Origin of the sequence: Serratia sp. NPDC087055, assembly GCF_044900985.1 — a bacterium.
GTDB lineage: Bacteria > Pseudomonadota > Gammaproteobacteria > Enterobacterales > Enterobacteriaceae > Serratia.
Genome location: NZ_JBJDOG010000004.1, coordinates 45,719 through 68,613, shown reverse-complemented (window position 1 = coordinate 68,613; position 22,895 = coordinate 45,719). Strand labels below are relative to the sequence as shown.

Below are 22,895 nucleotides of genomic sequence, written 5' to 3'. Positions count from 1 at the left end.
TCAATGGAGGGACACAGTCGCGTATTTATTTTTTCAGCTTCAGCGTTTTGATGATGCCTTCGGCTTCAGCCTGAGCCTGCTGTTGGTTATCCGCCGGCAGGGTCACCTGAATAGTCAGCATGTTGTTGTTCAGCGTGCCAATCAAGATAGAAGAGTAGGCTTTCTCGCCGCTGCTGGTGATGATGCTGTCTAACTGACGCAGTGGCACGCCGTCAACGTCGATGGCTTTGTTGGTGACCACCTGCAGGTTGGCATCACGCGCACGTTGGGTATCTTCCAGACGTTTGCTCAGCGTTTCCAGGCTGTCGGGGGTTTTGTCGCCGAGGATCACGATCAGCGCACGTTGACCGGTGCTGTCGGCGTAGACATGCATGTTGTTTGCCTGATTGCCCAGTTTGCCACTTTGGTCCGCCATGCCAACGGGCAGGGTGAAGGCCAGCGTACCCTCCAGCAAGCTTACCTGTTGCCCCGCGGGGGCGCTGGCAGCAGCATCAGCCGCTGATGCTTTGGTGTCTTTGGTGTCGCCGTCACAGGCCGCCAGGCCAAGCACTAACAGGCTGATACCCATCAATTTTGCTACTTTACGCATTGGGCTTCCTTTTTCCTTTCAGGTAGGGTTTCACTGCCTTATCGCACCCTATTCCAGGGTGAAATGCAAGGCAGATGTTGTCACAAGGTTTTCTCAAGTAATAGCCGATAATCAGCCACTTCGCCTTTCTTTTCCAGCTGAACAATCTGATAGTGATGACTGATGAGCATCATCAGCATTGCACGGAACTGATTGCGCGTTTTTACCGCCAACAGTCGATAACCCTGAGCCCGTGCCCACTGCTCTTGCTCCACGAGTAAAGCCTGCGCGACACCATAACGGCGAAACCTCGGCAATACGCCGCCCAGCCAACTGTAGAACACTTTTTCCTGCTGTTGATAACCGAGTTTGAACCCTGCGGGTTGGCCGTCGATCTCGGCGATCAGTGCGTTAGCCGAGGCAGATCCAATACGTTGCTGCAAATCAGCCTGACTGTGTAAGTTACCGAACTCAGGGATGCCTTGGTACAGGCGATGAATTTCTTCGAGGGTGGCGTGGCGGGTGGTCACTGTCATTGGCGGCCTCCGGGTAAGTGCAGGCCGCCAATGATAACACGGGTTAACTCGGTTGCAGGCTACCGTCGTTTTGACGTGCAGCGATGCGCTTAAGCAGCATGTTCAACAGCACGCCGTACATTGGCAGGAAGAACAGCATGCAGATCAGCACTTTGAAGCTGTAATCCACCAGGGCAATTTCAACCCAGTTATTGGCCATAAAGGCGTCGCTGCTCTTGTAGAAAGCAATAAAGAAGAACGACAGGGTATCACTGATATTGCCGAGGAACATGGCCGCAGCGGGAGCAACCCACCAGGCGCTGCGTTGACGCAGGCGGTTGAATACGTGGACATCAAGGATCTGACCGAGTACGTAAGCCATAAAGCTGGCGACGGCGATACGCGCAACAAATAGATTAAAGCTGCCCAACGCGGCAAAACCCTGCCACTCGCCCTGATAGGTCACCGTGGAGATCACGTACGAAATAAACAGCGCCGGCACCATCACCGAAAGAATGATACGCCGCGCCAGTGATGCGCCAAAAATACGTACTGTCAGATCGGTAGCCAGGAAAATAAACGGGAAGGTGAATGCACCCCAGGTGGTATGAAAGCCGAAAATGGACATCGGCAACTGCACCAGGTAGTTGCTGGAGGTAATGATGACAATATGGAACAGCGATAGCCAGACCAACGCGGTAAAGCGCTGCTGAGCAGTAAACGAATACATGTTGTAGCCTTTTTAATAATGGGGTGAGGGAACCCAAAAATGTCTTGTCTGTGCAACGAAATAAGCTGCGCGGGCGCATGATACGCGTTTGCGCAACCAATGCAACGGTTAGTGGGCCAAATAAGCGGCGAATAATGCAGCAGCACTGTGATTTGGCCCCAGCCTGAAAGGTCACGCCTCCAACAACCGTTCTCTGTGTTGTCAGGTGCCCACTATGGGCTGCACCCTCCGCCGTGATAACGGCAGTTGGGGGCAGTGACGGCACCACATTTCATCGGGAGACGCAGCCTCTTTAACGCAAACGTTAACGCATCTTGCGCAGAAAAACTACCGGCGTAAACTAGGCGCTAATGAGATGCGGCGAGCGTTCGCCGATCGTTTTTGAACGAGAAAAAATGCATGACTGACTTATTTTCCCAGGCTGACCAGACGCTTGATGCGCTGGGATTGCGCTGTCCAGAACCGGTAATGATGGTGCGCAAAACCGTGCGCCATATGGATAACGGTGAAACCTTGTTGATTATTGCTGACGATCCGGCGACAACCCGCGACATTCCGGGGTTCTGCCGTTTTATGGAACATACGCTGGTGGCGCAGGAAACCGATAAGGCACCGTACCGCTACCTGTTACGTAAGGGCGTCTAACCTTTGCCCGGGGAATAGATGGCGTGGCCCGTTCCTGGGCCACGTGGTTACAGTGTGTTATTGCCTAGTCGCGTTTCTTCAGTAGCCGCAGGGCGTTGGCGGTGACCAGCGCGGTGGCGCCAGAGTCTGCCAGTACGGCCAGCCACAGCCCGGTCAGGCCCAGCAGCGTGGTGATCAGAAATACCCCTTTCAGCCCCAATGCAATGGTGATGTTCTGCCGGATATTGGCATGTGTGGCGCGTGAGATGCGGATCATTTCCGCCACACCCAGCAGGCGGTTATGGGTCAGCGCGGCATCGGCTGTTTCCAGGGCCACATCGGTACCGCTGCCCATCGCGATACCAATGCTGGAGGCTTTCATCGCCGGGGCATCGTTGATGCCGTCGCCGATCATCGCTGTTGGACGCAATTCGCTCAGTTCCGTCACTGCCTTCACTTTATCTTCCGGCAACAATCCAGCCCGGTAATCCAGCCCAAGCTCAGAGGCAATTGCCGCCGCCGCACGTGGATTATCGCCGGTTAACATGACCCCGTTGATCCCCAATGCATTCAGTTCGGCAATCGCCTGTTTGGCGTCGCTGCGCAAGGTGTCGCGTAGCGCCAACAGGCCGATAGGGACACCCTCTTCCAGTACCACTACCGCTGTCTTACCGGCATTTTCCAGCCGCTCCACCTGCTGGATACCCTGTTGTTGCAGCAAACCTGCGGCCAGCTTGGCAGGTGCGCTGATCAGCAGGGTTTTACCGTCGACAATACCTTCTACCCCTACGCCAGCCAATGCTCGACGGCCTTGTGCCAGTGGCAGAGGCGCACCGTATTGCTCGGCGCGTTTGATAATTGCTTGCGCCAACGGGTGATGGGAACCTGCTTCAACCGCAGCGGCAAGGGTCAGTAATTGTTGTTCACTGATGCCGTTGAGCGGGAGTACATCGGTGACTGTGGGTTTGCCTTCAGTCAGCGTGCCGGTTTTATCGAAAGCAATGGTTTGTACCTGGCCCAATTGTTCCAACGCCGCACCGCCTTTAATCAGCGCACCACGGCGGGTGGCGGCGGCCAGCCCGGATGTGATCGCCGCCGGGGTGGAGATCACCAGTGCACAAGGACAACCGATCAGCAGCAGGGTCAGGCCACGATAAATCCAGGTATCCCAGGGTTGTGAATACATTAACGGTGGTACCAGGATCACTGCGATAGCCAGCAGCATGATAGCTGGGGTGTAGTACCGGCTGAAACGATCGAGGAAACGCTCGATCGGTGCTCGGCGTTCTTCAGCTTCTTCAATCAGTTGTAGAATGCGGTCGATGGCGTTTTTGCCAGGCTCAGAAACCACTTTCATTTGCGCGGCCTGATCGACCGACAAACTGCCCGCAGCGACTTTTTGACCCTGCTGGCGTTCGACGGGTACCGACTCGCCGGTCAGGGCGCTTTCGTCGAAGCTGGCGAACGCATTGATCAGTTCGGCATCTGCCGGCAGGCGGCCACCGGGGGCAATTTCAATCACATCGCCAGGGCGTAGGCTGGATACCGGTACCCGCTTGCGCTGCGTGCCTTGAAGCAGCAGGGCGTCTTCCGGCACCAATTCCATCAGTGCTTTCACGCCGCGGCGCGCGCGGTTAGCGGCATAGGACTCCAGCATTTCACCGACCATAAACAGCAGCAGCACCATCGCCGCTTCGGCCGTTGCACCGATAAACAGTGCTCCGATGGCGGCCACACTCATCAGCGTTTCAATGGCAAATGGCGTACCGGAGCGGATCAGTCGAACCGCTTTGGTCGCGACCGGTGCCAGACCTACCAATGTGGTGGCGATAAAAGCGATGCGGCTCAGTTCAGGGTTGACCATGCTGAGCGCCCAACTGACGATCATCAGCGTGGTAAGCAGCAGTAGCGGACCGAACTCGCCAAGGCGCGACGATTTTGGCTGTTCGGCTTGGGCTGTTTGCGCCCCGAGCAGGGTAAATCCGGCTTGTTTTACCGCGTCCTGAATACGCAGGCTAATATCGGATTGCGCGTCGACAACCAATTTTTCTGTGGCGAACAGCACGCGAGCGTTGTCGACGCCGGGGATGGCGGTCACCGCGTTTTCAATTTTTTTGGCGCAGCTTGGGCAGTCCATACCTGTGACTTTCCAGCTATAGCGCTGACTTCCGGAGAGAGGGGCGGCAGCTAGCCTGTCACTTTCCTCATCCGGATCCTCATGATCTTCCGTGCTGCAACTTCCAGCGCCATGATCATGTGCGTGCGTATGTCCGCTGTGGCTGTCGACACTCTGTTTTTCACTGCTGCAACCGTGCTGGGTTTTACTGTGGCTGTGATTGCACCCACAACCGCCTTCCGCATGATGGTGTTCTTGATGATTATGGTTTTCATGGTGAGTCATAGCGTCCCCCTCTGGGCCGTTAATGAAGTTCATTGGGCAGACTCTACACCCTGGAGCCAACTCCAGAGTCAAGCAGGGGATGAGAATTATTGCTAACTGTGAGACGGAGGGGGTTTTTACGTCAGTGACGTACGTTTCAACGTATTGACTGGCTTAATAAGCGCATTTCGGTCTGGTGAAACACGGCCGTTAGTCAAAATAAGAAAATGTTATTCCCATACAAACTAAAAAGTCCCGTCGGCTAATAATAAAGAGTTATTAATCTATAACTCTTTAGCTAAATTTAACTTTATGTCACTTAAATGCCAGCACGATCCGCTTGAACCTACAGGCCGCATTTTTGTTGAAGTTTGTTGCCAACTTATGAAGTTTAAGTTTCATTTACATTGTAAATAACGGTAAAAACCAGCATAACTCTCCTTCGTTACATGAATATATAGCTGATTATTTTATGTTCAGTTTCCAACCCCTGCCTATAATTGGAATCGATTACCATTTATGGCGGTAATCTTATTTGCTGATATATATGCATTAATTCTGTCTAACACACTGCCGGTAACGGCGCATAAGTCCCTTCCCGCTAGTTGCCGGATCGTTCTCCGTCGCTGACGGGCAGGTTATGTCTATCTGTCTGATTGATAACGATCAGCTAATGAGTGGAATCGAACCAATGCAATCTACTAAAAAGGCAATTGAAGTTACTGAATCGGCTCTCGCGGCGACCGGCTCCGGCTATAATGCTGTAGACGATCTGTTGCATTACCACGAACGTGGCAACGGGATTCAGGTTAATGGCAAGGACTCATTTTCTACCGAACAAGCTGGGCTGTTTATTACCCGCACCAACCAAACCTGGAACGGTTATAAAGTTTTTGACCAGTCGGTTAAATTAACTTTCTCTTTCCCGGACTATAAATTCTCTTCCACCAACGTTGCCGGCGATACCGGGCTGAGCAAGTTCAGCGCGGAACAGCAGCAGCAGGCCAAACTGTCGCTGCAGTCGTGGTCTGACGTGGCCAATATCACTTTTACTGAAGTTGCCGCCGGCCAAAAGGCCAATATCACGTTTGGCAACTACAGCCAGGATCGCCCTGGTCATTACGATTACGGCACGCAGGCGTATGCGTTCTTGCCGAACACGATCTACCAAGGGCAGGATCTGGGTGGTCAGACTTGGTACAACGTCAACCAGTCCAACGTTAAGCATCCCGCCAGCGAAGATTATGGCCGCCAGACGTTTACTCACGAGATTGGCCATGCATTGGGCCTGAGCCATCCGGGTGATTACAACGCCGGAGAAGGCAATCCAACCTATAACAACGCCAGTTATGCCGAGGATACTCGCGGGTTCAGTCTGATGAGCTACTGGAGTGAAACCAATACCGGCGGTGATAACGGCGGTCACTACGCTGCGGCACCGTTGCTGGATGACATTTCAGCCATTCAGCACCTGTATGGCGCTAACCTGTCGACCCGTACCGGTGACACGGTGTATGGCTTCAACTCCAATACCGGCCGTGATTTCCTCAGTACGACCAGCAATTCGCAAAAAGTGATCTTTGCGGCCTGGGATGCGGGTGGCAATGACACCTTCGATTTCTCCGGTTACACCGCCAATCAGCGCATTAACCTGAACGAAAAGTCTTTCTCCGACGTGGGCGGGCTGAAAGGTAACGTGTCTATCGCCGCCGGCGTGACGATTGAAAATGCGATTGGTGGTTCGGGCAATGATGTGATCGTCGGCAATGCGGCCAACAACGTGCTGAAAGGCGGCGCGGGCAACGACATTCTGTTCGGCGGTGGTGGGGCCGATGAGCTGTGGGGCGGTGCAGGCAAGGATATTTTTGTCTTCTCTGCGGTCAGCGACTCTACGCCAGGTGCGTCTGACTGGATCAAGGACTTCCAGAAAGGCATCGATAAGATCGATCTGTCATTCTTCAATCAGGGTGTATCGAGCAGCGATCAGATCCACTTTGTTGATCATTTCAGCGGCGCAGCGGGCGAAGCTTTACTGTCCTACAATGCGTCAAATAACGTCAGCGATCTGGCATTGAACATCGGTGGCCATCAGGCACCGGACTTCCTGGTGAAGATCGTGGGCCAGGTAGACGTTGCCACTGACTTTATCGTGTAACAGTGAAGATAATAGCGCCCGGCGCACTCTGGCCGGGCGTTATGCAGGAGTCGATATGAAAGGCAGCTTAGCCTGTGCCGCCGCGATGGCGGGGGGCATGATTGTTACGGGGACCGTTATGGCCAGCAGTTTAGTTCTTCCCACCGCGCAGTCTTTGGCGGGGCAGTGGCAAGTCGCCGATGCTGAACACCAGTGTCAGATCGCGTTTTTAGCCAGCGAGCAGAGTGAAACCAACGGCTACCAATTGGTGGATCGGCAGGGGTGTTTGAAAAAGGTGCTTACGGCTGAGGTTGTAGGTTGGCGCCCTGCGCCCGATGGTATCGCTTTGCTGCAGGCGGACGGCAGCACATTGGTCTTCTTCTCGCGAGACGGGGATATTTATCGTAATCAACTCGGTGCAGATGACGGTTTGACGCTGAAGGCGTTGGCATAATACAGCGGGTTCGATAGCCGAACCCGCCCTGAGCATTACAGGTACAACGAACGTACGATCAGGAAATGGCCGGAAAAGTAGCAGAATGCCACGAGCGCATCCGCTGCACGGAAGGTAAAGCGATAGCGATTAATCAACCACACGATGTTGGCAAGCAGCAGGAGAGAGGTTCCGGCCAGCAGAGAGAAACCGAAATCTGTGCTGCGCATAAAGTATTGTTCACCTGCCAACCACACCATCAGCAGCGTCATTGCGACCAACGTGGCGATAGGCCAGCGCATTTCTTCCAGTCGGGTCCAGATGGTTGCCAATAACAGCATGCCGATTACCAGCAATGCCAACGGCAGCGGCCAAAACAGACTGAAGGTCATCTGACTAGCGAAACTCAGGGTATAGAGTAAGTTAGACAGGAAAAAAGCCCCGATGGCGTAGAGCACGCGCTCTCGCGGCAACAACAACAGGGCGTCGCCGATCAGTGTTGCCACCAGACCCAGGACAATCAGATAACCTGCGGCACCCAGTACTGGCGCTTGCCAGGCCAAAAGCAGCAGTAATAGCAGGGTAACCGGTTTAAACACCCAGCGTTGCCAGCGTGGCCCGCGGTAGGAGGCATCGACGAACAGCCAACCGGAAAAGAATACGGCAAGGAACGGCCAACTCATTATGTCTTCCTTATTCATTATGGGAGCCGCAGCATCCGGCTCCAAATTGTCACCAGTGTCACTTCCTGATTGCAGTGTAGGCAGCACGGCTGCAATCGACAATGCTTTCTTGCGAGTGAAGGGTAACTCATCTGGCGTGATCAGGAATGATCTATAGCGAAGGTGCATCAGGAAAATGGCACCTATTGCGCGTATTTGTCCCCTTGGAAAGTGGTGCTTTATAACAAGACCTCAGATGACTCGACCGAATCATAAGAAAATAGAATATATCAGTGATGGCGCTGCTCGCGGAAGGGTTCCGAGGTGTTGGGAACTAAAACAAAAAAATAAATCAAACGTGGATGTTGCTTAAGATTTATTAAATTGATAAACATTGTTTACATTTTTAATACTTCATTAACATTCTTTTTGGAGCGTCATGGCGAGTATGGACAGTGTGACCGAGTCGTCTTTGGACAGCGTTGGGGATGGAATTGATTCTTTAAATGCGGCATGGAGTTTTGGTGGTAATACGCCAAAGAACTTTGACTCTCATGTTTCTAAGTCAGTGCCAAAATATCATGATGGCCACGATATCATTCTTTCGCTTAGCGATTTCTTTATCAATAAAAACTCCGTCGTTTATGAACTTGGAAGCTCAACCGGGGCTTTAACCCGCAAGATGGCTAAACGGCACTCTCAGGGGGCAAAATTTGTTGGTATTGATATTGAAGAGGCCATGACGCAACAGGCTAATATTCTGCTTGCCGAACAAGCGGCCAATAAAAATGTGACTTTCCTTACTGACGATATTTTGAATTTCCCGTACGAAAAGAGCGATTTTATCGTCGCTTATTACACTGTGCAGTTTATTCCGCCACGTGTTCGTCAGCAATTGTTCGATCGTATTTATCAAAGCCTCAATTGGGGCGGCGCCTTCGTGTTATTTGAGAAGGTTCGCGGTCCCGATGCGCGTTTTCAAGACATCATCAGCAGCCTGTATGTTGATTACAAGGTTGAACAGGGATATGCCGCTCATGAGATCTTGGCTAAATCGCGCTCCCTGAAGGGCGTGCTTGAGCCGTTTTCTACGTTAGGAAACCAAGAAATGCTTAATCGCGCCGGGTTTGTGGATGTGATGACCATTTTTAAACATATCTGTTTTGAAGGATTCTTCAGTATTAAGTGATGGGATAGAAAATGGATATAAAATCCGTGCGGCATTACCTGAGCTTATTACACATGCAGCAAGACTATCAGGCAACGCAAGTTGCATGTGAAATTTGCAACTCAGCGGCTTGTTTAACGTTACTGACGCATATTCGTGGGCCGCAAGAAAACGCGGTGGCTTTGCCGATTGCCGGCTGCACTCAGTGTGGACATATTTACCAGGCATATCGTTTTGACGCTCAGTTTTATCAAGATTATTACGATAAATTTTATCGTTTGAATTTGTTTGGAGAGGGGGCACCGGATAAAAGCTTTTTCCTCGATCAAATCAAACGGGGCGATTATCTCTACAAAAGTCTGAGCCAATGGTTGCCTGAACGGGGGCGCCTGATCGATGTAGGGTGCTCTGCCGGTGGATTAATGATCCCGTTTGCCAAACGAGGCTGGCAAGTAAAAGGAAACGATCCGGACAGCGCTTATGCCCAGTATGGCAAAACGCTGGGGTTGAATATTGACACGGTCAGCGCGGAAGAAATGACCACAGATGATCAAGCAGATCTGATTATCATTAATGGGTCACTTGAGCACGTTTATGACGTCAACCGGGTAATGGAAAAATGTCAGGCTATGGCGTCAACGCAAGGACTGTTGTTGATCGAAGGCCGTGCGTTGGGCTATGGCATGCAACAGGGTTATCTGACACATAACCATCGGCGTTTTCTAACACCGCACAGTATTGAACTGCTGATGCTCAAACATGGCTGGACCCCGATCTTAACCACAGAAACGCCGCTATGTGGGCCGACAAGGCCGGGGGCTGTTTTTGTGTTGGGCAGGTTCGGCCGCGTGGACACTTCGGCATTTTCTGCGGTTTGTGCTGCAGGGCGTGACCGGCTGCAACAGTTCTATCAGCCCTGGTTTGAAGCAGCGGGGGCCGCATGAGCGATAGCGCAATACCGATAGCGGCGACTCTCCCTCCCTGCCGATATCGCGATGAACTGATTTGTGAACCCGTAGAGGGCGCTGAAAAACCTAAATTCCGCATTTATGACCCCCAAAATGATATCGCTTATGAATTGGGAAAAACTGAACTGGCGTTAGCTCGGCTGTTTAACGGTGAACGAACTGTAGAGCAGGTACAACGGGTTGCGCAGGAGAGTCTGCGGGCGACCATCGCTTTACCAAAGCTGGCGGCTTTTCAAACCCGTTTGCTGCAATTGGGCTTATTGACGCATAGCGGTCAAGAGGGAGGCCTCAAGCGCGACCCTGCTACGGGCATTACCTACGGCCCGCTAAAGCGTTTTTTGCTGATCAATCTGATAAAAATGAACCCGCAAAACGGTTTGGATCGCCTCTATCGACGGGCACCCTGGTTATGTTCCTCATTGTTTAACGCGCTGTTGCTGCTGGCGGTGGGTGTGGCTTTAGGCTTTTTGTTCAGTCGGTGGGCTCAGTTTAGCCAGGATGTCATGGCAACCTATACCCAAAGCTGGTCATGGTTGGCTTGGCACTACCCGGTCATATTGAGTTCTATCGCCATCCATGAATTAGGGCATGCCTTGAGTTGTCGACATTATCGCGTGCGCGTTACCGATTTTGGCATTGGCGTTTATACGTTGCTGGCGACGGGCTGGGTTAGGCCGGAACAACGAACATGGTCCGCGCTGAGTCCCGGCAAGCGGGCAATCACCATCCTGATGGGGCCAGCAGCCAGCTTCTACTATGCGGCGGTAGGCATTGCCATATGGGGGGCTACAGGACCCGGATCTCCGTTCCATGATATGGCGGTCGTGATGATCGTCGCTTCCTGCTTGTCATTAATTCCTACGCTGTTGCCAATTTTTAACGGTGACACTTATCTCGCATTGACGGAGTTTTTTGACCAACCCCGTTTGCGGCAACGTGCGTTGCGTTATTGCCGTCAACGGCTGGCCGGTAAACCCACTGAAAATGATAAAGATAGCTGTCTCTACTGGTTGGTAAGCCTGTTTACCGCATTTGGCTGGGTACTGGCCTGGTGCGGGATTGCCATGATGATTTTTCGTCTATTGCCCTAAGGAGAAGCTGATGAAGCCTGAAATGAAAGACAGTGAACAAAACCAAGTCGTAGAGCAACAGCCTGCGGATGAGCAGGTTGATAATGTGTTTGAAGAGTTTGATCTGGATGATATCGAAGTGATTGAAAGCAAAGTCTTTGCATAAACACCGCCGCCCTGGAAACAGGGCAGCTTTGTTCCGACGGGGATTATGGACGATATGACAGCAATGGCAAAACCCACAGCGGTTGGGGTGGGTATTCAATATAACCCAGAAATACTGGACTGGTTTCCGTTTGAAACCTTGCACGTCGATTTGTTGGAAATACTGTTAGACAACATTATGGCTCCAATGGACGGGCCGCATATTATGCGTCCGGAAGTGCGTGCGACGTTGGAAAAACTTGGCGAACGTTTCACTTTGCTGGCACATTCAAACTACGGCTGTGACTTTGGCTTTAACCCATTAGACAGTACCGCCGCGGTGCAACGTCATATCCCACTGGCCAAAATGATCAACAGCCCATGGGTCGCTAACCATTGTTTTTACGGTGATGATTCCTGGTTGGACATTTGGAGCAGCCCACTGCAGTTTTCGCAGCGAGAAGTGCTCCGCTGCGCCGATCGCGCCGCCGAATTGCAACAGCGTTACGGTATGCCGCTAGCCCATGAGAATGCCGCTTATTATCTGCCTTGTCCCGGAGCCGAAATGCGTGAAGCGGAGTTTCTGGCACGTCTGGTACAGCGCTCAGGCACCTTTCTGCACCTGGATTTACACAACATTTATACCAATTCTATCAATCTGCCGGGTTTTGATCTGGCTGATTATCTTGACACGTTACCGCTGGATCGTGTGATTTCGGTTCATTTGGCCGGGGGGAGTTGGGCGGATGGCCTGTACCACGACTGGCACGATGCCGCCGTACCTGAACCGGTATGGGATCTGTATGAAGATCTCCTGTCGCGCACCTTGCCTTCTGCGATTGTACTGGAGTACCAGGGGCAGGCGCACCACGCGTTGACGCGGGTCATGGACGCTAATGATGAATCGATGATTGTCAAAGACGTGAAGCGTGCCCAGGCTATTTGGCAGCGGGCGGTGAGCGGCCAAGAGGGGGTAAGCGATGGATGCTAAAATTGCTTGGCATACCTGGCGTAAGATCCTGCGTGATGAAGCGTTACAACAGCAGTTGGTTGACCGCCAATGGCAGCCACAGGCTTGTGATGTATTTACGCCGGAAGAGCAAACGGTGATCGCGGCCTATGCTGAGAATATTGATCGTGCGAAGTGGTTTATTGAGAACTACCAGTTTCGATTGGTGAATTCCTTTATTAATGCACTGGAAAATGGTGCCCCCTTGACGTTGCGAGCGCTGCTTAATCGTGGTGTGGAAATGCCGCAGCTGTCGCGCGACTTTTTACACGCGCATCAATGGCATGATTATGGCCCACGTGTTTATACCTATTGTCGGGATATCCTCAATTGGTTGAGAGCGGATGGGGAAAACCAGGTATGGCCCGCGCCGCTGTTGGATTTAATGGGCCTGGAATACCAAGTGGTGTCGTTGTATCTGTCACTGCAACACGGGGTGCCTGATGCTTCTGGCCCTGCGGGCTATGCACACACTGGCATGGCTCGCCTGTACCGTAGCCAGTTCCGCCTTTCACAGTGGTTGCGCGATAAAAAAACGCTGGGGCAGGTCATGCCTCCTCCCGGTGAAGAGCACCTGCTGGTAACGTTGCCGGATTTGAACAGTCGCCATAAGTACCTGTTGTTGCCACCTCGCTGTGCCGCATTGTTTAACCAGCCGCCCGTGGTCGGCGTACCTCTGGATGAAAGTGACTCACCGTTTTTGGCACGTTTGGTGGCAGCCAATGCGCTGGTGTTGCGGGAGGCCATGCATGAAGTGCGCTGATTATTTTTGGTTGCGTTCTGCGGGGTTTCCGGCCGATCACCTGATGCAGGCTTCTGCATTCTCCAGCTTACCGGCGTTCACCTCACTGATGGCGTTATATCAATGGCGTGGGCGGCTACTGCAGACGTTTGAGCAGCAGATGGCCATCGTGGGAGAAGATCAATGTCGCAAGTTCGCACGTAAACTGGCGGCTCAACAGGCGGTGAGCGTGAGTGACTTGCCGTTGCCGTTGCGTGATGTTTTGCAACAGCCGCTCGAGGAGTGGCACAGCATCAACGCGAAGATTATCGAGCAAGAGGCAGCCCTGCGCCCCGGATTTACTGCCTTTAGCGAGCAGATGCGTCAGCAGTTGATTGATTTTCTGTCACGGGCCGACGTGTCGGAGGCGATATTCATTTCTAATCCCGAGGCCGCCCAGCGAATTAATGCACTGATCACCGAACGCCATACGCCTTATGACAGCCGTAAAAAACAAAAAATTCGCCTGGGATGGAGTTATGCCCAGCGCTTTTGTACCAAGAATGATACCTGCAGCTTTTTTGGCCCGATAGCCTGGGGACGGTTTGACGATCAACAAACCATGCTAGCCGATGTTAATTGGAGCGCAGGCCCGTGGCTTTCTCAGCGGGAAACTTTTTTTGAAAGCTGGGTCATGCAGCGGCTCGTGGCCCAGGTCAACACACAGTGTCCCGAGCCGGCGTGTTTACCGCTATCGGTGAACCCTGGCTGCTATCTTCAGGGCGATGTATTGCACTATCCGCTGGATAAATCACGCCGCCTGGCAGGCCCGGTTTTGGATGTGTTGAAAGCGTTGACGTTGGAGGCTGTCAGTGAAAAACAGTTGCGTCATCGCCTAAATAGCGACCCGGGTCCGGTCGTTGAACACCTGATCGAGGCCGGTATTGTGCAACGCGGCTTCCAGCTTTCGCCACGCGATCCTGCTGCGTTAACCACGATCTTACAGGCAATGCGCACCGCCGCGTTGCCTGTCAATTTTATCGCCCACTGGTCCGAGTGTTTCCGGCATTTGGAAGGGCTGCGTGAAACCTATGCTGGCGGCGATTTACACCAACGCCAGCAGACATTGGTGGAGATGAACCAGACACTGAGTGACGCAGGGGTTTCGTTAGTGCGGGAAAGCGGGAAGATGTATGTCGGGCGTTATCCGGTTTATGAGGATTGCGCCCGCGCCAGTACCCTGACGTTTAGCCGGACGATGCAACAGGCACTTGATACGGACTTTGCTCCGCTTATGTCGTTGTATCAATGGCTCACGCGTGCCACAGGTGTTTTGTTGCACCAGGCCTGGCTGGATATCTATCAGCTGATCCCACCACGCAAGGATGGGCAAGCCATCAGTTTGTTGGCGTTCTTGCATCGATTGCATCCGCAACAGGCAGCGATTCAACAACAGGTTTGCGAACGGATCCGCGGCATGCTGAATGAAGCCTGGCAGCCGTTACTCAGCGCGGTACATACAGAAGAGCTGCAGCTCAATGCGGGACAATTGGCACAGGTGTTAGCGGCATTGCATCAACAATGTCCTGCAGCGGCTGATTTTTCGGTGTTTGGTGATGACTTCCACTCGCCGGATTTTATGTTGGCGGCGGAAGATCTGGAGGCGTTGAATCGCGGAGAGTATTTGGTGGTGCTAGGGGAAACGCACCCAGGGGTTCATACGCTGAGTCAACCGGTCGCTGCGCCATTTTGCCCCGTTACGGCGGAGATTGAACAGGAGGTTAATAGGCTACTGGGTCGGGAGCGGCTGGTATTGGCCGACTCGCCCGAGAGTTATCAGCGTTCGCATATCGATTGGCCCTTGGTACCGCATTATGCTCAGTTATTATTGCCTGGCTGCGGGGGCAGTGTGGCCGCTGAAAAACGTTATCCCGTGGGGCGTGCCCGCTTACATTGCAAGGCTGGTCGCCTGACGGTAGAGGACATGGAGGGTGCTTTTCACGAGGACTTGCTTTGTGTCAACAGCACTGCGCTGCATCAATTGCTGTTTCAACTGGCGGGAGATATGTTGCCACGCCACGAGCCACGCCGCATTCGCGTGAACCGTACCCTATACAAGCGGCGTACCTGGGCGTTTAACATCGGTGGGTGGCCTGAAGCAGTTTCCGATGAGTTTCTGGCGTTTATCCAGTGGCGTGAATGGCAGCAGCAACAGGCACTACCGCGTTGGGTATTCATCAAGTGTGACAGCGAACCTAAACCTTTATTTATCGATTTCGATAATCCGCTTTCTTTAGACACGCTGACGACGGCGCTGAAAAAAGCACGGGTGATTCACGTATCGGAAATGCTGCCGACACCTGATGAGCTATGGCTCAATGATGCTCGTGGCCGCGTCTGTTGCGAGATACGTACCACATTCTCCCCCATTAAGCAGGAGGCTTCTGAGAATGCCAAATGAACAGGTTTCTAGCGTAGCGGTACAGGAAGCGAAAAAAAGCTTCGCCATGCTGTTCTTAACGATTTTTATCCCCTTCGGTATGGGCCATTTTATCTCTTACCTGTACCGTACCGTGAACGCCGTGATTTATAACGACCTTGCCAATGAGTTACACCTGCCGGCGGAAAGTTTGGGGGTGTTGACCGGGGTCTATTTCCTCACGTTCGCCGCGGCTCAATTGCCCCTTGGTGTGATGCTGGATCGCTATGGTCCCCGGTCGGTGCAAAGCCCGATGCTGTTGATCGCGGCTGCCGGCTCAGTGATTTTTGCAATGTCACATAGCGAGGCGGGGTTGCTGATTGGGCGTGGTTTGATCGGTTTGGGGGTTGCCGGTTCCCTGATGAGTGCCATCAAGGCATGCTCAATCTGGCTGCCGGTCGACAGGCTGCCACTCAGTACCGCCTGTCTACTTTCTGTTGGCGGTTTGGGAGCCATGGCGTCGACGACGCCGTTGCATGCAGCGTTAACGTGGATTACCTGGAGAGAAGCATTCCTGCTGTTGGCTGTATTAACCGTATTGGTGAGTGCGGTGATTCATTTTTCGGTACGTGGTGCCTTTACCCCGAAAAATACGCGTTTTAGCGATATGTGTCGCGAAGTGGGACGCTTATATCGCTCATGGACTTTCTGGCGATTAGGGCTCTATTCGGTGTTTGCCCACGCGACTTACATGGCGATCTTGGCGCTTTGGATGGGCCCTTGGCTACACGATGTTGCTGGCCTGAGCAATGCACAAATGGCCAATGCATTGATGCTAGGTACGGTCGCTATGGTTGCAGGATCACTCAGTTTTGGTTGGTTGACGGATTACCTGCGTAAATATACCGTGCAGCCGATTATGATCTGTGGCTGCGGCGTAGCGATTTTTGTGCTGTTTCAGGTGCTGATGTTAAGCGGGATTTCCGTATCACCTTATGTAATCACGATGGGATTCAGTTTCTTTGGTACGGCAGCTACCATGAACTATGCCATTGTGGCTCAGTCCGTCGAACCTGCGCTAGCTGGCCGGGTAAGCGCTTCATTTAATCTGGTTGTCTTCGTGTTGGCATTTGTCGTGCAATGGCTGGTGGGCTCGGTGATCGGCAATTGGGCTACGGTGGCTGGTAGCTACCCGGTGGTGGCTTACCAGTGGTCGTTGGCCTTATTGATCGCGCTGCAATTGCCCGGTTTGCTGCTGTGGCTAACCTTTAAACCCTGGAAACTCACGCGCGCTTAATGTGTCTGGTGAGGTAATGACAAAAAACGGGTGGCACTCCAACGTGAAAGTTGTTGTTATGGTTATGCTGATACAGCTAACAGGGAATAGAAATTAGGATGAGCAAACCGCCACTGTTTTTTATTGCTGTGATTGCATTGATCGCTGTGCTGGCGACACAGCGCTATTTTCATCAGCGCCGGCTGGAAGCGGAGAACGATCGCGCGTCGGTGCGCAATCTGCAGGTCATCGTGAGCGATAAGCACGAATTTCCCGTCGCCAAGACCCGCTCGCCACAGCGTGAAACCATGGTCAACGAACCAATGCACTATGAAGTTGTGTTCAGCCCATTGGCTGGCGGTGAGGCGATTCGGCTACGGTTGAAACAGTGGCAATACAATCCGATCGAAAAGGGCGCGCAGGGCACGCTGAGCATGCAAGGAACGCGTTACCTCTCCTTTACCGCCCAGCCTGCGCCGCAATAACTATTTTCTTTTGATAGGAGGCTGTTTTTTCTGCCAGGCCAGAAGCTCGAAAACGCCAAAGATGAAGATCTTGGCTTCCTGCCAGTAGCTTATCGGTTGATCTTTCGGTTGAGTGGACTTCAACAAAACTAATTGCAGCCCGTGCATCACCACCATAAAGAACAGCGCCACGTCGATGAAGTACTTCAGCGGCTTGGGAAAAGGGTGGAACAGATTGGAGAGCAGAAAGCCCCACACGCACAGCATCAGCAGGCGACCCAGATTAATCAGCATTGTCGGTTTTCTCTTGCGAACGTATATAAAGACGGTAAGCCACCTGACCGGCGACTTTTTCACGGTGTAGCTGCCAATTGGCCGGGACGTCAGTTGCGGCGCTTTCGGCTTCGGCTTCTACGTAAATCCAGGCCTCATCGGCCAGCCAGCCTTGGTGCTCCAGCAGCGCAATAGTTTCAGCCAACAGCCCTTTGCGAAACGGCGGATCGAGGAACACCACGTCAAAGGGTTGGGCATTGCGTGCCAGCCAGGTCAGGGCGTTAGTGTTGACCACATCGCCTTTCCCTTGCAGCAGCGCCAGATTTTTCTCCAGTTGTTGTGCCACTGGGCGTTCGAACTCCAACAAGGTGACGCTGCCGGCATAGCGCGATAAGGCTTCCAGCCCGAGTGCACCGCTACCGGCAAAACAATCCAGGCAGCGTGCGCCCTGGATCACCGGTGCCAGCCAGTTGAACAGAGTTTCACGAACGCGATCGGTCGTCGGGCGCAGCCCCGGGCTGTTCGGTACGGGCAGTTTTCGTCCGCGCCATTGGCCACCGATAATACGGATCTGCCCGGCCGCAGCCTGGGACGGTTTTTTTGCCGATGCCCGTGGCGATATTCTTGTCATAGGTTTGCTTTATTTCTTTCTATGGCCGTGAGGCCTCATGATTTAACGAAAAGTTGTCTCTATTCTACCGGTGAGACGCGCCGGGGGAAACGGTAAAACTTTGTTGCCTGATTTCACAGCGGAAAGCATACCGGATGCGTGTTGCTGCGCGAGGGAAAGTGATAGACTCGGCGGAATAATTATCAGTATAAGCAAGCCTTCGGTACGGAGTAGAGTCATAACATGGCAAAAGATAAGAAACGCGGATTTTTCTCCTGGCTGGGCTTTGGCCAGAAGGAAGAAGAGCAACAGCAACCTGAGACGTCGGTAGAACCGGCGGATAATCAGGCCGTGGAGACGCCGGCTGAACCGGTTTCCCCCAAGCTGGATGACCAGCTCCCCGCCCAGGAATCTGAACCTGCCGCTTCCGTAGATACCCCAGGAGAATGGGACGGTAGCCTGACCGGTGAACATATAGCAGAAAGCGTGCCGGTTGTTGCCGAGCACCCTGCACCGGCAGACACGCTGGCGGAAGACATTGTTACCGTTACTGAACAGGTGGCCTTGGAACAGAAGCCGGCAGCAGTAGAAGAGACCGCAGAGCAGAATACTGACGTTGAGCCAGAACCGGTTGCAGTGGTTGTACCTGAGCCGGTGATTGTGTCTGAACCCGAAGTGGTTGAGCCTGAGCCGGTTATCGAGGTTGCGCCGGACGTGGTCGAGCCTGAACCGGTTATCGAGATTGCGCCGGACGTGGTCGAGCCTGAGCCGGTTATCGAGATTGCGCCGGACGTGGTTGAACCGGAGCCCGTTGTTGAGGTTAAGCCGGAAGTGACTGCATCGGAGCCAGAGCCTTTACCGGCTAAGGTGGCTTTGGAGCCGATTATCGCCGCCCCGGTCGTTGCAGAAGACGTTGAAGAAGAAAAAGAACCTGAGCTGCAGGCACCTGTAGTGACTCAGGAGCAAGAACGCCCGACCAAAGAAGGCTTCTTTGCCCGTCTGAAACGCAGCCTGGTAAAAACCAAGCAAAATTTGGGTTCAGGCTTCATCGGCCTGTTCCGCGGCAAGAAAATCGACGACGATCTCTTTGAAGAATTGGAAGAGCAATTGTTGGTGGCCGACGTTGGCGTGGAAACCACGCGTAAAATCATTACATCCCTGACTCAACATGCCAGCCGCAAGCAACTGAAAGACGCCGAGGCGTTGTACGGTAAGTTGAAGGAGGAAATGTCTGAAATTCTGGCTAAAGTTGATCAGCCACTGGATGTTGGCGGTAAAAACCCGTATGTCATTCTGATGGTTGGGGTGAACGGCGTCGGTAAAACCACCACTATCGGTAAACTGGCTCGCCAATTCCAGGCTGAAGGCAAATCGGTGATGCTGGCGGCAGGGGATACCTTCCGTGCGGCGGCCGTGGAGCAACTTCAGGTGTGGGGTGAACGTAACCGTATTCCGGTTGTGGCGCAGCATACTGGCGCGGACTCTGCCTCGGTGATTTACGATGCCGTGCAGGCCGCCAAAGCCCGTGGTATCGACGTACTGCTTGCCGATACGGCGGGGCGTTTGCAGAACAAAGCGCACCTGATGGAAGAGCTGAAGAAGATCGTCCGCGTCATGAAAAAACTGGACGACCAGGCCCCCCATGAGGTTATGCTGACTCTAGATGCCAGCACCGGACAGAATGCTGTCAGCCAGGCGAAATTATTTAATGAAGCTGTGGGCTTAACCGGTATCACACTGACTAAATTGGACGGTACCGCCAAGGGCGGGGTGATCTTCGCCATTGCCGATCAGTTCTCTATCCCGATTCGTTACATCGGCGTTGGGGAAGGCATCGAAGATTTGCGGCCGTTTAAGGCTGACGATTTTATTGAGGCACTTTTTGCCCGAGAGGATTAATACGGATGATTCGCTTTGAACAGGTCAGTAAAGCTTATCTGGGCGGACGGCAGGCACTGCAGGGGGTAGATTTCCATCTGCGCCCGGCAGAGATGGCGTTTCTGACCGGCCATTCCGGCGCGGGTAAAAGTACCCTGCTTAAACTGATTTGTGGTATCGAAAGGCCAAGCGCCGGCCATATCTGGTTTGGTGGGCACGACATCAGTCGGTTAAAAAACCGTGAGGTGCCGTTCCTGCGCCGCCAGATCGGCATGATTTTCCAGGATCACCATCTGCTGCTGGATCGCACGGTGTATGACAACGTGGCAATGCCACTGATCATCGCGGGTGCCAGCACCGAAGACATTCGCCGCCGCGTTTCCGCTGCGTTGGATAAGGTTGGGCTGTTGGATAAGGCGAAAAACTTCCCCATTCAACTTTCGGGTGGTGAACAACAACGTGTGGGCATCGCCCGTGCGGTGGTGAACAAGCCTGCCGTGCTGTTGGCGGATGAGCCAACCGGTAACCTGGACGATGCGCTGTCTGAAGGCATTCTGCGTCTGTTTGAGGAATTTAACCGTGTCGGCGTTACCGTACTGATGGCTACCCACGATACCGGGCTGATTGCTCGTCGCAATTACCGTATTCTGCGTCTGAGTCAGGGTCGCATGGCTGGAGGAGCGCATCATGGCGAATAATGCAAAAACCGCCAAGAGCAAAGCGCTGCGCGGCGGCTGGCGTGAACAATGGCGCTACGCGTGGATGAACGCCATCAAGGATATGCTGCGTCAGCCGTTGGCGACGTTGCTGACGGTAATGGTGATCGCCATTTCCCTGACGTTACCGAGTGTGTGCTACATCGTGTGGAAAAACGTCAGCACCGCGGCGACCCAGTGGTACCCAACGCCGCAGTTGACGGTGTATCTGGATAAATCCCTCGATGACGACGCGGCGGTGAAAGTGCTCGACGCCATCAAGGCGGAAGCCGGCGTAGAGAAAGTGAATTACCTGTCGCGTGAAGAGGCCCGGGGCGAATTCCGCAACTGGTCCGGCTTTGGCGGCGCACTGGATATGCTGGAAGAGAACCCATTGCCAGCGGTCGCGATTATCACGCCGAAAATGAGCTTCCAAAGTTCAGATACCCTTAATACCCTGCGCGATCGCGTGGCAGCGGTACAGGGTGTGGATGAAGTGCGGATGGATGACAGCTGGTTTGCCCGTCTGGCCGCACTGACCGGGCTGGTGGGGCAAGTGGCCGCGATGATCGGCGTGCTGATGATTGTGGCGGTCTTCCTGGTGATCGGCAACAGCGTGCGGTTGAGCATCTTCAGCCGTCGGGACACCATAAACGTGATGAAACTGATCGGCGCGACCGACGGCTTTATTCTGCGGCCGTTCCTGAATGGCGGTGCGATGCTGGGTTTCTTCGGCGCATTGCTGTCGCTGTTCTTGTCCGGTGCGATGGTGTGGCGGTTGGAGTCGGTAGTGACCGGCGTGGCCAAGGTCTTTGGTACCACCTTTACGTTACACGGTTTAGGTTGGGATGAAGCCTTGCTGCTGCTGATTGTCTCTGCGATGATCGGCTGGATCGCCGCCTGGTTAGCCACCGTGCAACATTTACGTCGATTTACACCACAATAACGTTTTTTTGGTATACTCTTCTTCTGCTGCTCTGAGCGTGTTGCGGGAGAAGAGTTACCGACAATAACTTAAGCATCATCCAGTCTCTTCTTTGCGCACAAATTCCCTATCGGCTTAAGTCTTCGTCACGTATTGTCATGCACAGCGTGATCGAAAAACTGTGAACTAATAGGGCGGAACGCGGTCAAAATCTGCAGCAAAATGTTATGGTGCCCGGCGTGTGGACCGCTTTTGCAATAGCAACTGCCGTAGAATCAATCATTTCCCCGCCGTGATAATCACCTGCATGACCTGTTTTTTCAAGAGAGGGTTTGAATGACCAAAGAAATGCAAACTTTAGCTTTAGTGCCCCAGGGCAGTTTGGAAGCCTATATTCGGGCCGCCAACACCTATCCTATGCTGACGGCAGAGGAAGAGCGGGAGCTGGCTGAACGGCTGCATTATCAGGGCGATCTGGAAGCCGCTAAGCAGCTGATCCTGTCTCACCTGCGCTTTGTCGCTCATATTGCCCGGAATTATTCTGGTTATGGCTTGCCGCAGGCGGACTTGATCCAGGAAGGTAATATCGGCCTGATGAAAGCTGTTCGCCGCTTCAACCCAGAGGTTGGGGTGCGTTTGGTTTCCTTTGCTGTGCACTGGATCAAGGCAGAAATTCACGAGTACGTACTGCGTAACTGGCGTATCGTCAAAGTTGCCACGACTAAGGCTCAGCGTAAGCTGTTCTTTAACCTGCGTAAAACCAAGCAGCGTTTGGGCTGGTTCAATCAGGATGAAGTGGAACTGGTGGCCCGTGAATTGGGTGTGACCAGTAAAGACGTGCGTGAGATGGAATCCCGCATGGCGGCGCAGGATATGACTTTCGATCCAACACCGGATGATGAAGCCCGTGATGGTCAATCGATGGCACCTGTGCTGTACCTGCAGGATAAAAGCTCGGACTTCGCCGAGGGTATCGAGGAAGATAACTGGGAAAGCAACGCAGCAGACAAACTGGCCTATGCGCTGGAAGGTCTGGACGAGCGTAGCCAGCATATCATCCGCGCCCGTTGGTTGGATGACGACAACAAGTCTACGCTGCAAGAGCTGGCCGATCAGTACGGCGTTTCCGCTGAACGTGTGCGTCAGCTAGAAAAGAACGCCATGAAGAAACTGAAAATGGCGATCGAAGCCTAATTCCGCATAAGCGTTAAAAAGCCCGGCTAGCCGGG

The 22,895-nt window shown here is 53.2% G+C and carries 23 protein-coding genes; 16 read left to right on the top strand and 7 right to left on the bottom strand.

Annotation, left to right across the window (positions count from 1 at the left end; genetic code table 11):
- Positions 1 to 25: 25 nt before the first annotated feature.
- The 3 genes from ACI2J2_RS18520 to ACI2J2_RS18510 form a co-directional block, all read right to left on the bottom strand.
- On the bottom strand, positions 26 to 589 hold the full coding sequence (locus ACI2J2_RS18520) for a DcrB family lipoprotein (RefSeq protein WP_209637766.1): 564 nt from the start codon (positions 587 to 589) through the stop codon (positions 26 to 28).
- An 80-nt stretch (positions 590 to 669) separates the two neighbouring features.
- A complete protein-coding gene (locus ACI2J2_RS18515; RefSeq protein WP_404760590.1) occupies positions 670 to 1,104 on the bottom strand; it encodes a GNAT family N-acetyltransferase in 435 nt (144 codons plus the stop codon).
- Between the two features lie 43 nt (positions 1,105 to 1,147).
- Positions 1,148 to 1,813, bottom strand: a complete 666-nt coding sequence (locus tag ACI2J2_RS18510; RefSeq protein ID WP_209637761.1) for a 7-cyano-7-deazaguanine/7-aminomethyl-7-deazaguanine transporter — start codon at positions 1,811 to 1,813, stop codon at positions 1,148 to 1,150.
- A gap of 399 nt (positions 1,814 to 2,212) precedes the next feature.
- Here ACI2J2_RS18510 and tusA point away from each other — a divergent pair, with 399 nt between their 5' ends.
- Positions 2,213 to 2,458, top strand: a complete 246-nt coding sequence (gene tusA, locus ACI2J2_RS18505) for a sulfurtransferase TusA (protein WP_209637759.1) — start codon at positions 2,213 to 2,215, stop codon at positions 2,456 to 2,458.
- A 64-nt stretch (positions 2,459 to 2,522) separates the two neighbouring features.
- Here tusA and ACI2J2_RS18500 read toward each other — a convergent pair whose 3' ends face one another.
- Positions 2,523 to 4,838, bottom strand: coding sequence for a zinc/cadmium/mercury/lead-transporting ATPase (locus tag ACI2J2_RS18500; protein WP_404760589.1), 2,316 nt, complete (start codon positions 4,836 to 4,838; stop codon positions 2,523 to 2,525).
- A 670-nt stretch (positions 4,839 to 5,508) separates the two neighbouring features.
- Here ACI2J2_RS18500 and ACI2J2_RS18495 point away from each other — a divergent pair.
- Together ACI2J2_RS18495 and ACI2J2_RS18490 are read left to right on the top strand one after the other, a co-directional pair.
- Positions 5,509 to 6,972 (top strand): serralysin family metalloprotease, encoded by a 1,464-nt coding sequence (locus tag ACI2J2_RS18495; RefSeq protein ID WP_209637755.1) that lies wholly within the window; start codon positions 5,509 to 5,511, stop codon positions 6,970 to 6,972.
- A gap of 55 nt (positions 6,973 to 7,027) precedes the next feature.
- A complete protein-coding gene (locus tag ACI2J2_RS18490) occupies positions 7,028 to 7,405 on the top strand; it encodes an AprI/Inh family metalloprotease inhibitor (RefSeq protein ID WP_209637753.1) in 378 nt (125 codons plus the stop codon).
- A gap of 35 nt (positions 7,406 to 7,440) precedes the next feature.
- Here the strand turns inward: ACI2J2_RS18490 and ACI2J2_RS18485 are convergent, their stop codons facing one another.
- A complete protein-coding gene (locus ACI2J2_RS18485) occupies positions 7,441 to 8,067 on the bottom strand; it encodes a lysoplasmalogenase (protein ID WP_209637751.1) in 627 nt (208 codons plus the stop codon).
- Positions 8,068 to 8,485: 418 nt separating this feature from the next.
- On the opposite strand from ACI2J2_RS18485, the gene ACI2J2_RS18480 reads away from it, so the two are divergent.
- The 9 genes from ACI2J2_RS18480 (at position 8,486) to ACI2J2_RS18440 (ending at position 17,306) form a co-directional block, all read left to right on the top strand.
- Positions 8,486 to 9,235: a methyltransferase domain-containing protein gene (locus ACI2J2_RS18480; protein WP_404760588.1), complete on the top strand. Its 750-nt coding sequence runs from the start codon at positions 8,486 to 8,488 to the stop codon at positions 9,233 to 9,235.
- A gap of 11 nt (positions 9,236 to 9,246) precedes the next feature.
- Positions 9,247 to 10,158 (top strand): class I SAM-dependent methyltransferase, encoded by a 912-nt coding sequence (locus ACI2J2_RS18475; protein ID WP_404760587.1) that lies wholly within the window; start codon positions 9,247 to 9,249, stop codon positions 10,156 to 10,158.
- Positions 10,155 to 11,273: a site-2 protease family protein gene (locus tag ACI2J2_RS18470; protein WP_404760586.1), complete on the top strand. Its 1,119-nt coding sequence runs from the start codon at positions 10,155 to 10,157 to the stop codon at positions 11,271 to 11,273. The genes ACI2J2_RS18475 and ACI2J2_RS18470 overlap by 4 nt, the downstream gene beginning before the upstream one ends.
- A gap of 10 nt (positions 11,274 to 11,283) precedes the next feature.
- On the top strand, positions 11,284 to 11,418 hold the full coding sequence (locus tag ACI2J2_RS18465; RefSeq protein ID WP_404760585.1) for a TglA family RiPP precursor: 135 nt from the start codon (positions 11,284 to 11,286) through the stop codon (positions 11,416 to 11,418).
- 45 nt (positions 11,419 to 11,463) lie between these two features.
- Complete coding sequence (locus tag ACI2J2_RS18460) at positions 11,464 to 12,387, top strand: DUF692 family multinuclear iron-containing protein (protein ID WP_404760584.1); 924 nt, start codon at positions 11,464 to 11,466, stop codon at positions 12,385 to 12,387.
- On the top strand, positions 12,377 to 13,168 hold the full coding sequence (locus ACI2J2_RS18455; protein WP_404760583.1) for a hypothetical protein: 792 nt from the start codon (positions 12,377 to 12,379) through the stop codon (positions 13,166 to 13,168). The genes ACI2J2_RS18460 and ACI2J2_RS18455 overlap by 11 nt, the downstream gene beginning before the upstream one ends.
- On the top strand, positions 13,155 to 15,587 hold the full coding sequence (locus tag ACI2J2_RS18450; protein ID WP_404760582.1) for a lantibiotic dehydratase: 2,433 nt from the start codon (positions 13,155 to 13,157) through the stop codon (positions 15,585 to 15,587). The genes ACI2J2_RS18455 and ACI2J2_RS18450 overlap by 14 nt, the downstream gene beginning before the upstream one ends.
- Positions 15,577 to 16,842: an MFS transporter gene (locus tag ACI2J2_RS18445; RefSeq protein WP_404760581.1), complete on the top strand. Its 1,266-nt coding sequence runs from the start codon at positions 15,577 to 15,579 to the stop codon at positions 16,840 to 16,842. The genes ACI2J2_RS18450 and ACI2J2_RS18445 overlap by 11 nt, the downstream gene beginning before the upstream one ends.
- Before the next feature lie 98 nt (positions 16,843 to 16,940).
- Entirely contained in the window at positions 16,941 to 17,306 is a 366-nt protein-coding gene (locus ACI2J2_RS18440; RefSeq protein ID WP_404760580.1) for a DUF2500 domain-containing protein, read from the top strand.
- On the opposite strand, the gene ACI2J2_RS18435 is transcribed toward ACI2J2_RS18440, so the two are convergent.
- The gene (locus tag ACI2J2_RS18435) at positions 17,307 to 17,579 is read right to left on the bottom strand and encodes a DUF1145 family protein (protein ID WP_006317223.1); all 273 of its coding nucleotides are present in this window, start codon (positions 17,577 to 17,579) and stop codon (positions 17,307 to 17,309) included.
- Entirely contained in the window at positions 17,569 to 18,189 is a 621-nt protein-coding gene (gene rsmD, locus ACI2J2_RS18430; protein ID WP_209637743.1) for a 16S rRNA (guanine(966)-N(2))-methyltransferase, read from the bottom strand. Before rsmD ends, ACI2J2_RS18435 begins: the two co-directional genes overlap by 11 nt.
- Positions 18,190 to 18,411: 222 nt before the next feature.
- On the opposite strand from rsmD, the gene ftsY reads away from it, so the two are divergent.
- The 4 genes from ftsY to rpoH all read left to right on the top strand — a co-directional run bounded on the left by ftsY (position 18,412) and on the right by rpoH (position 22,860).
- The gene (gene ftsY / locus ACI2J2_RS18425; protein ID WP_404760579.1) at positions 18,412 to 20,067 is read left to right on the top strand and encodes a signal recognition particle-docking protein FtsY; all 1,656 of its coding nucleotides are present in this window, start codon (positions 18,412 to 18,414) and stop codon (positions 20,065 to 20,067) included.
- 5 nt (positions 20,068 to 20,072) lie between these two features.
- Positions 20,073 to 20,744 carry a cell division ATP-binding protein FtsE gene (gene ftsE, locus ACI2J2_RS18420; RefSeq protein ID WP_020824813.1) on the top strand — a complete coding sequence of 224 codons (672 nt, stop codon included), beginning with the start codon at positions 20,073 to 20,075 and terminating at the stop codon, positions 20,742 to 20,744.
- Positions 20,734 to 21,687, top strand: coding sequence for a permease-like cell division protein FtsX (gene ftsX, locus ACI2J2_RS18415; RefSeq protein ID WP_209637738.1), 954 nt, complete (start codon positions 20,734 to 20,736; stop codon positions 21,685 to 21,687). The genes ftsE and ftsX overlap by 11 nt, the downstream gene beginning before the upstream one ends.
- Positions 21,688 to 22,002: 315 nt before the next feature.
- The gene (gene rpoH / locus ACI2J2_RS18410) at positions 22,003 to 22,860 is read left to right on the top strand and encodes an RNA polymerase sigma factor RpoH (protein WP_020824815.1); all 858 of its coding nucleotides are present in this window, start codon (positions 22,003 to 22,005) and stop codon (positions 22,858 to 22,860) included.
- Positions 22,861 to 22,895 lie beyond the last annotated feature (35 nt).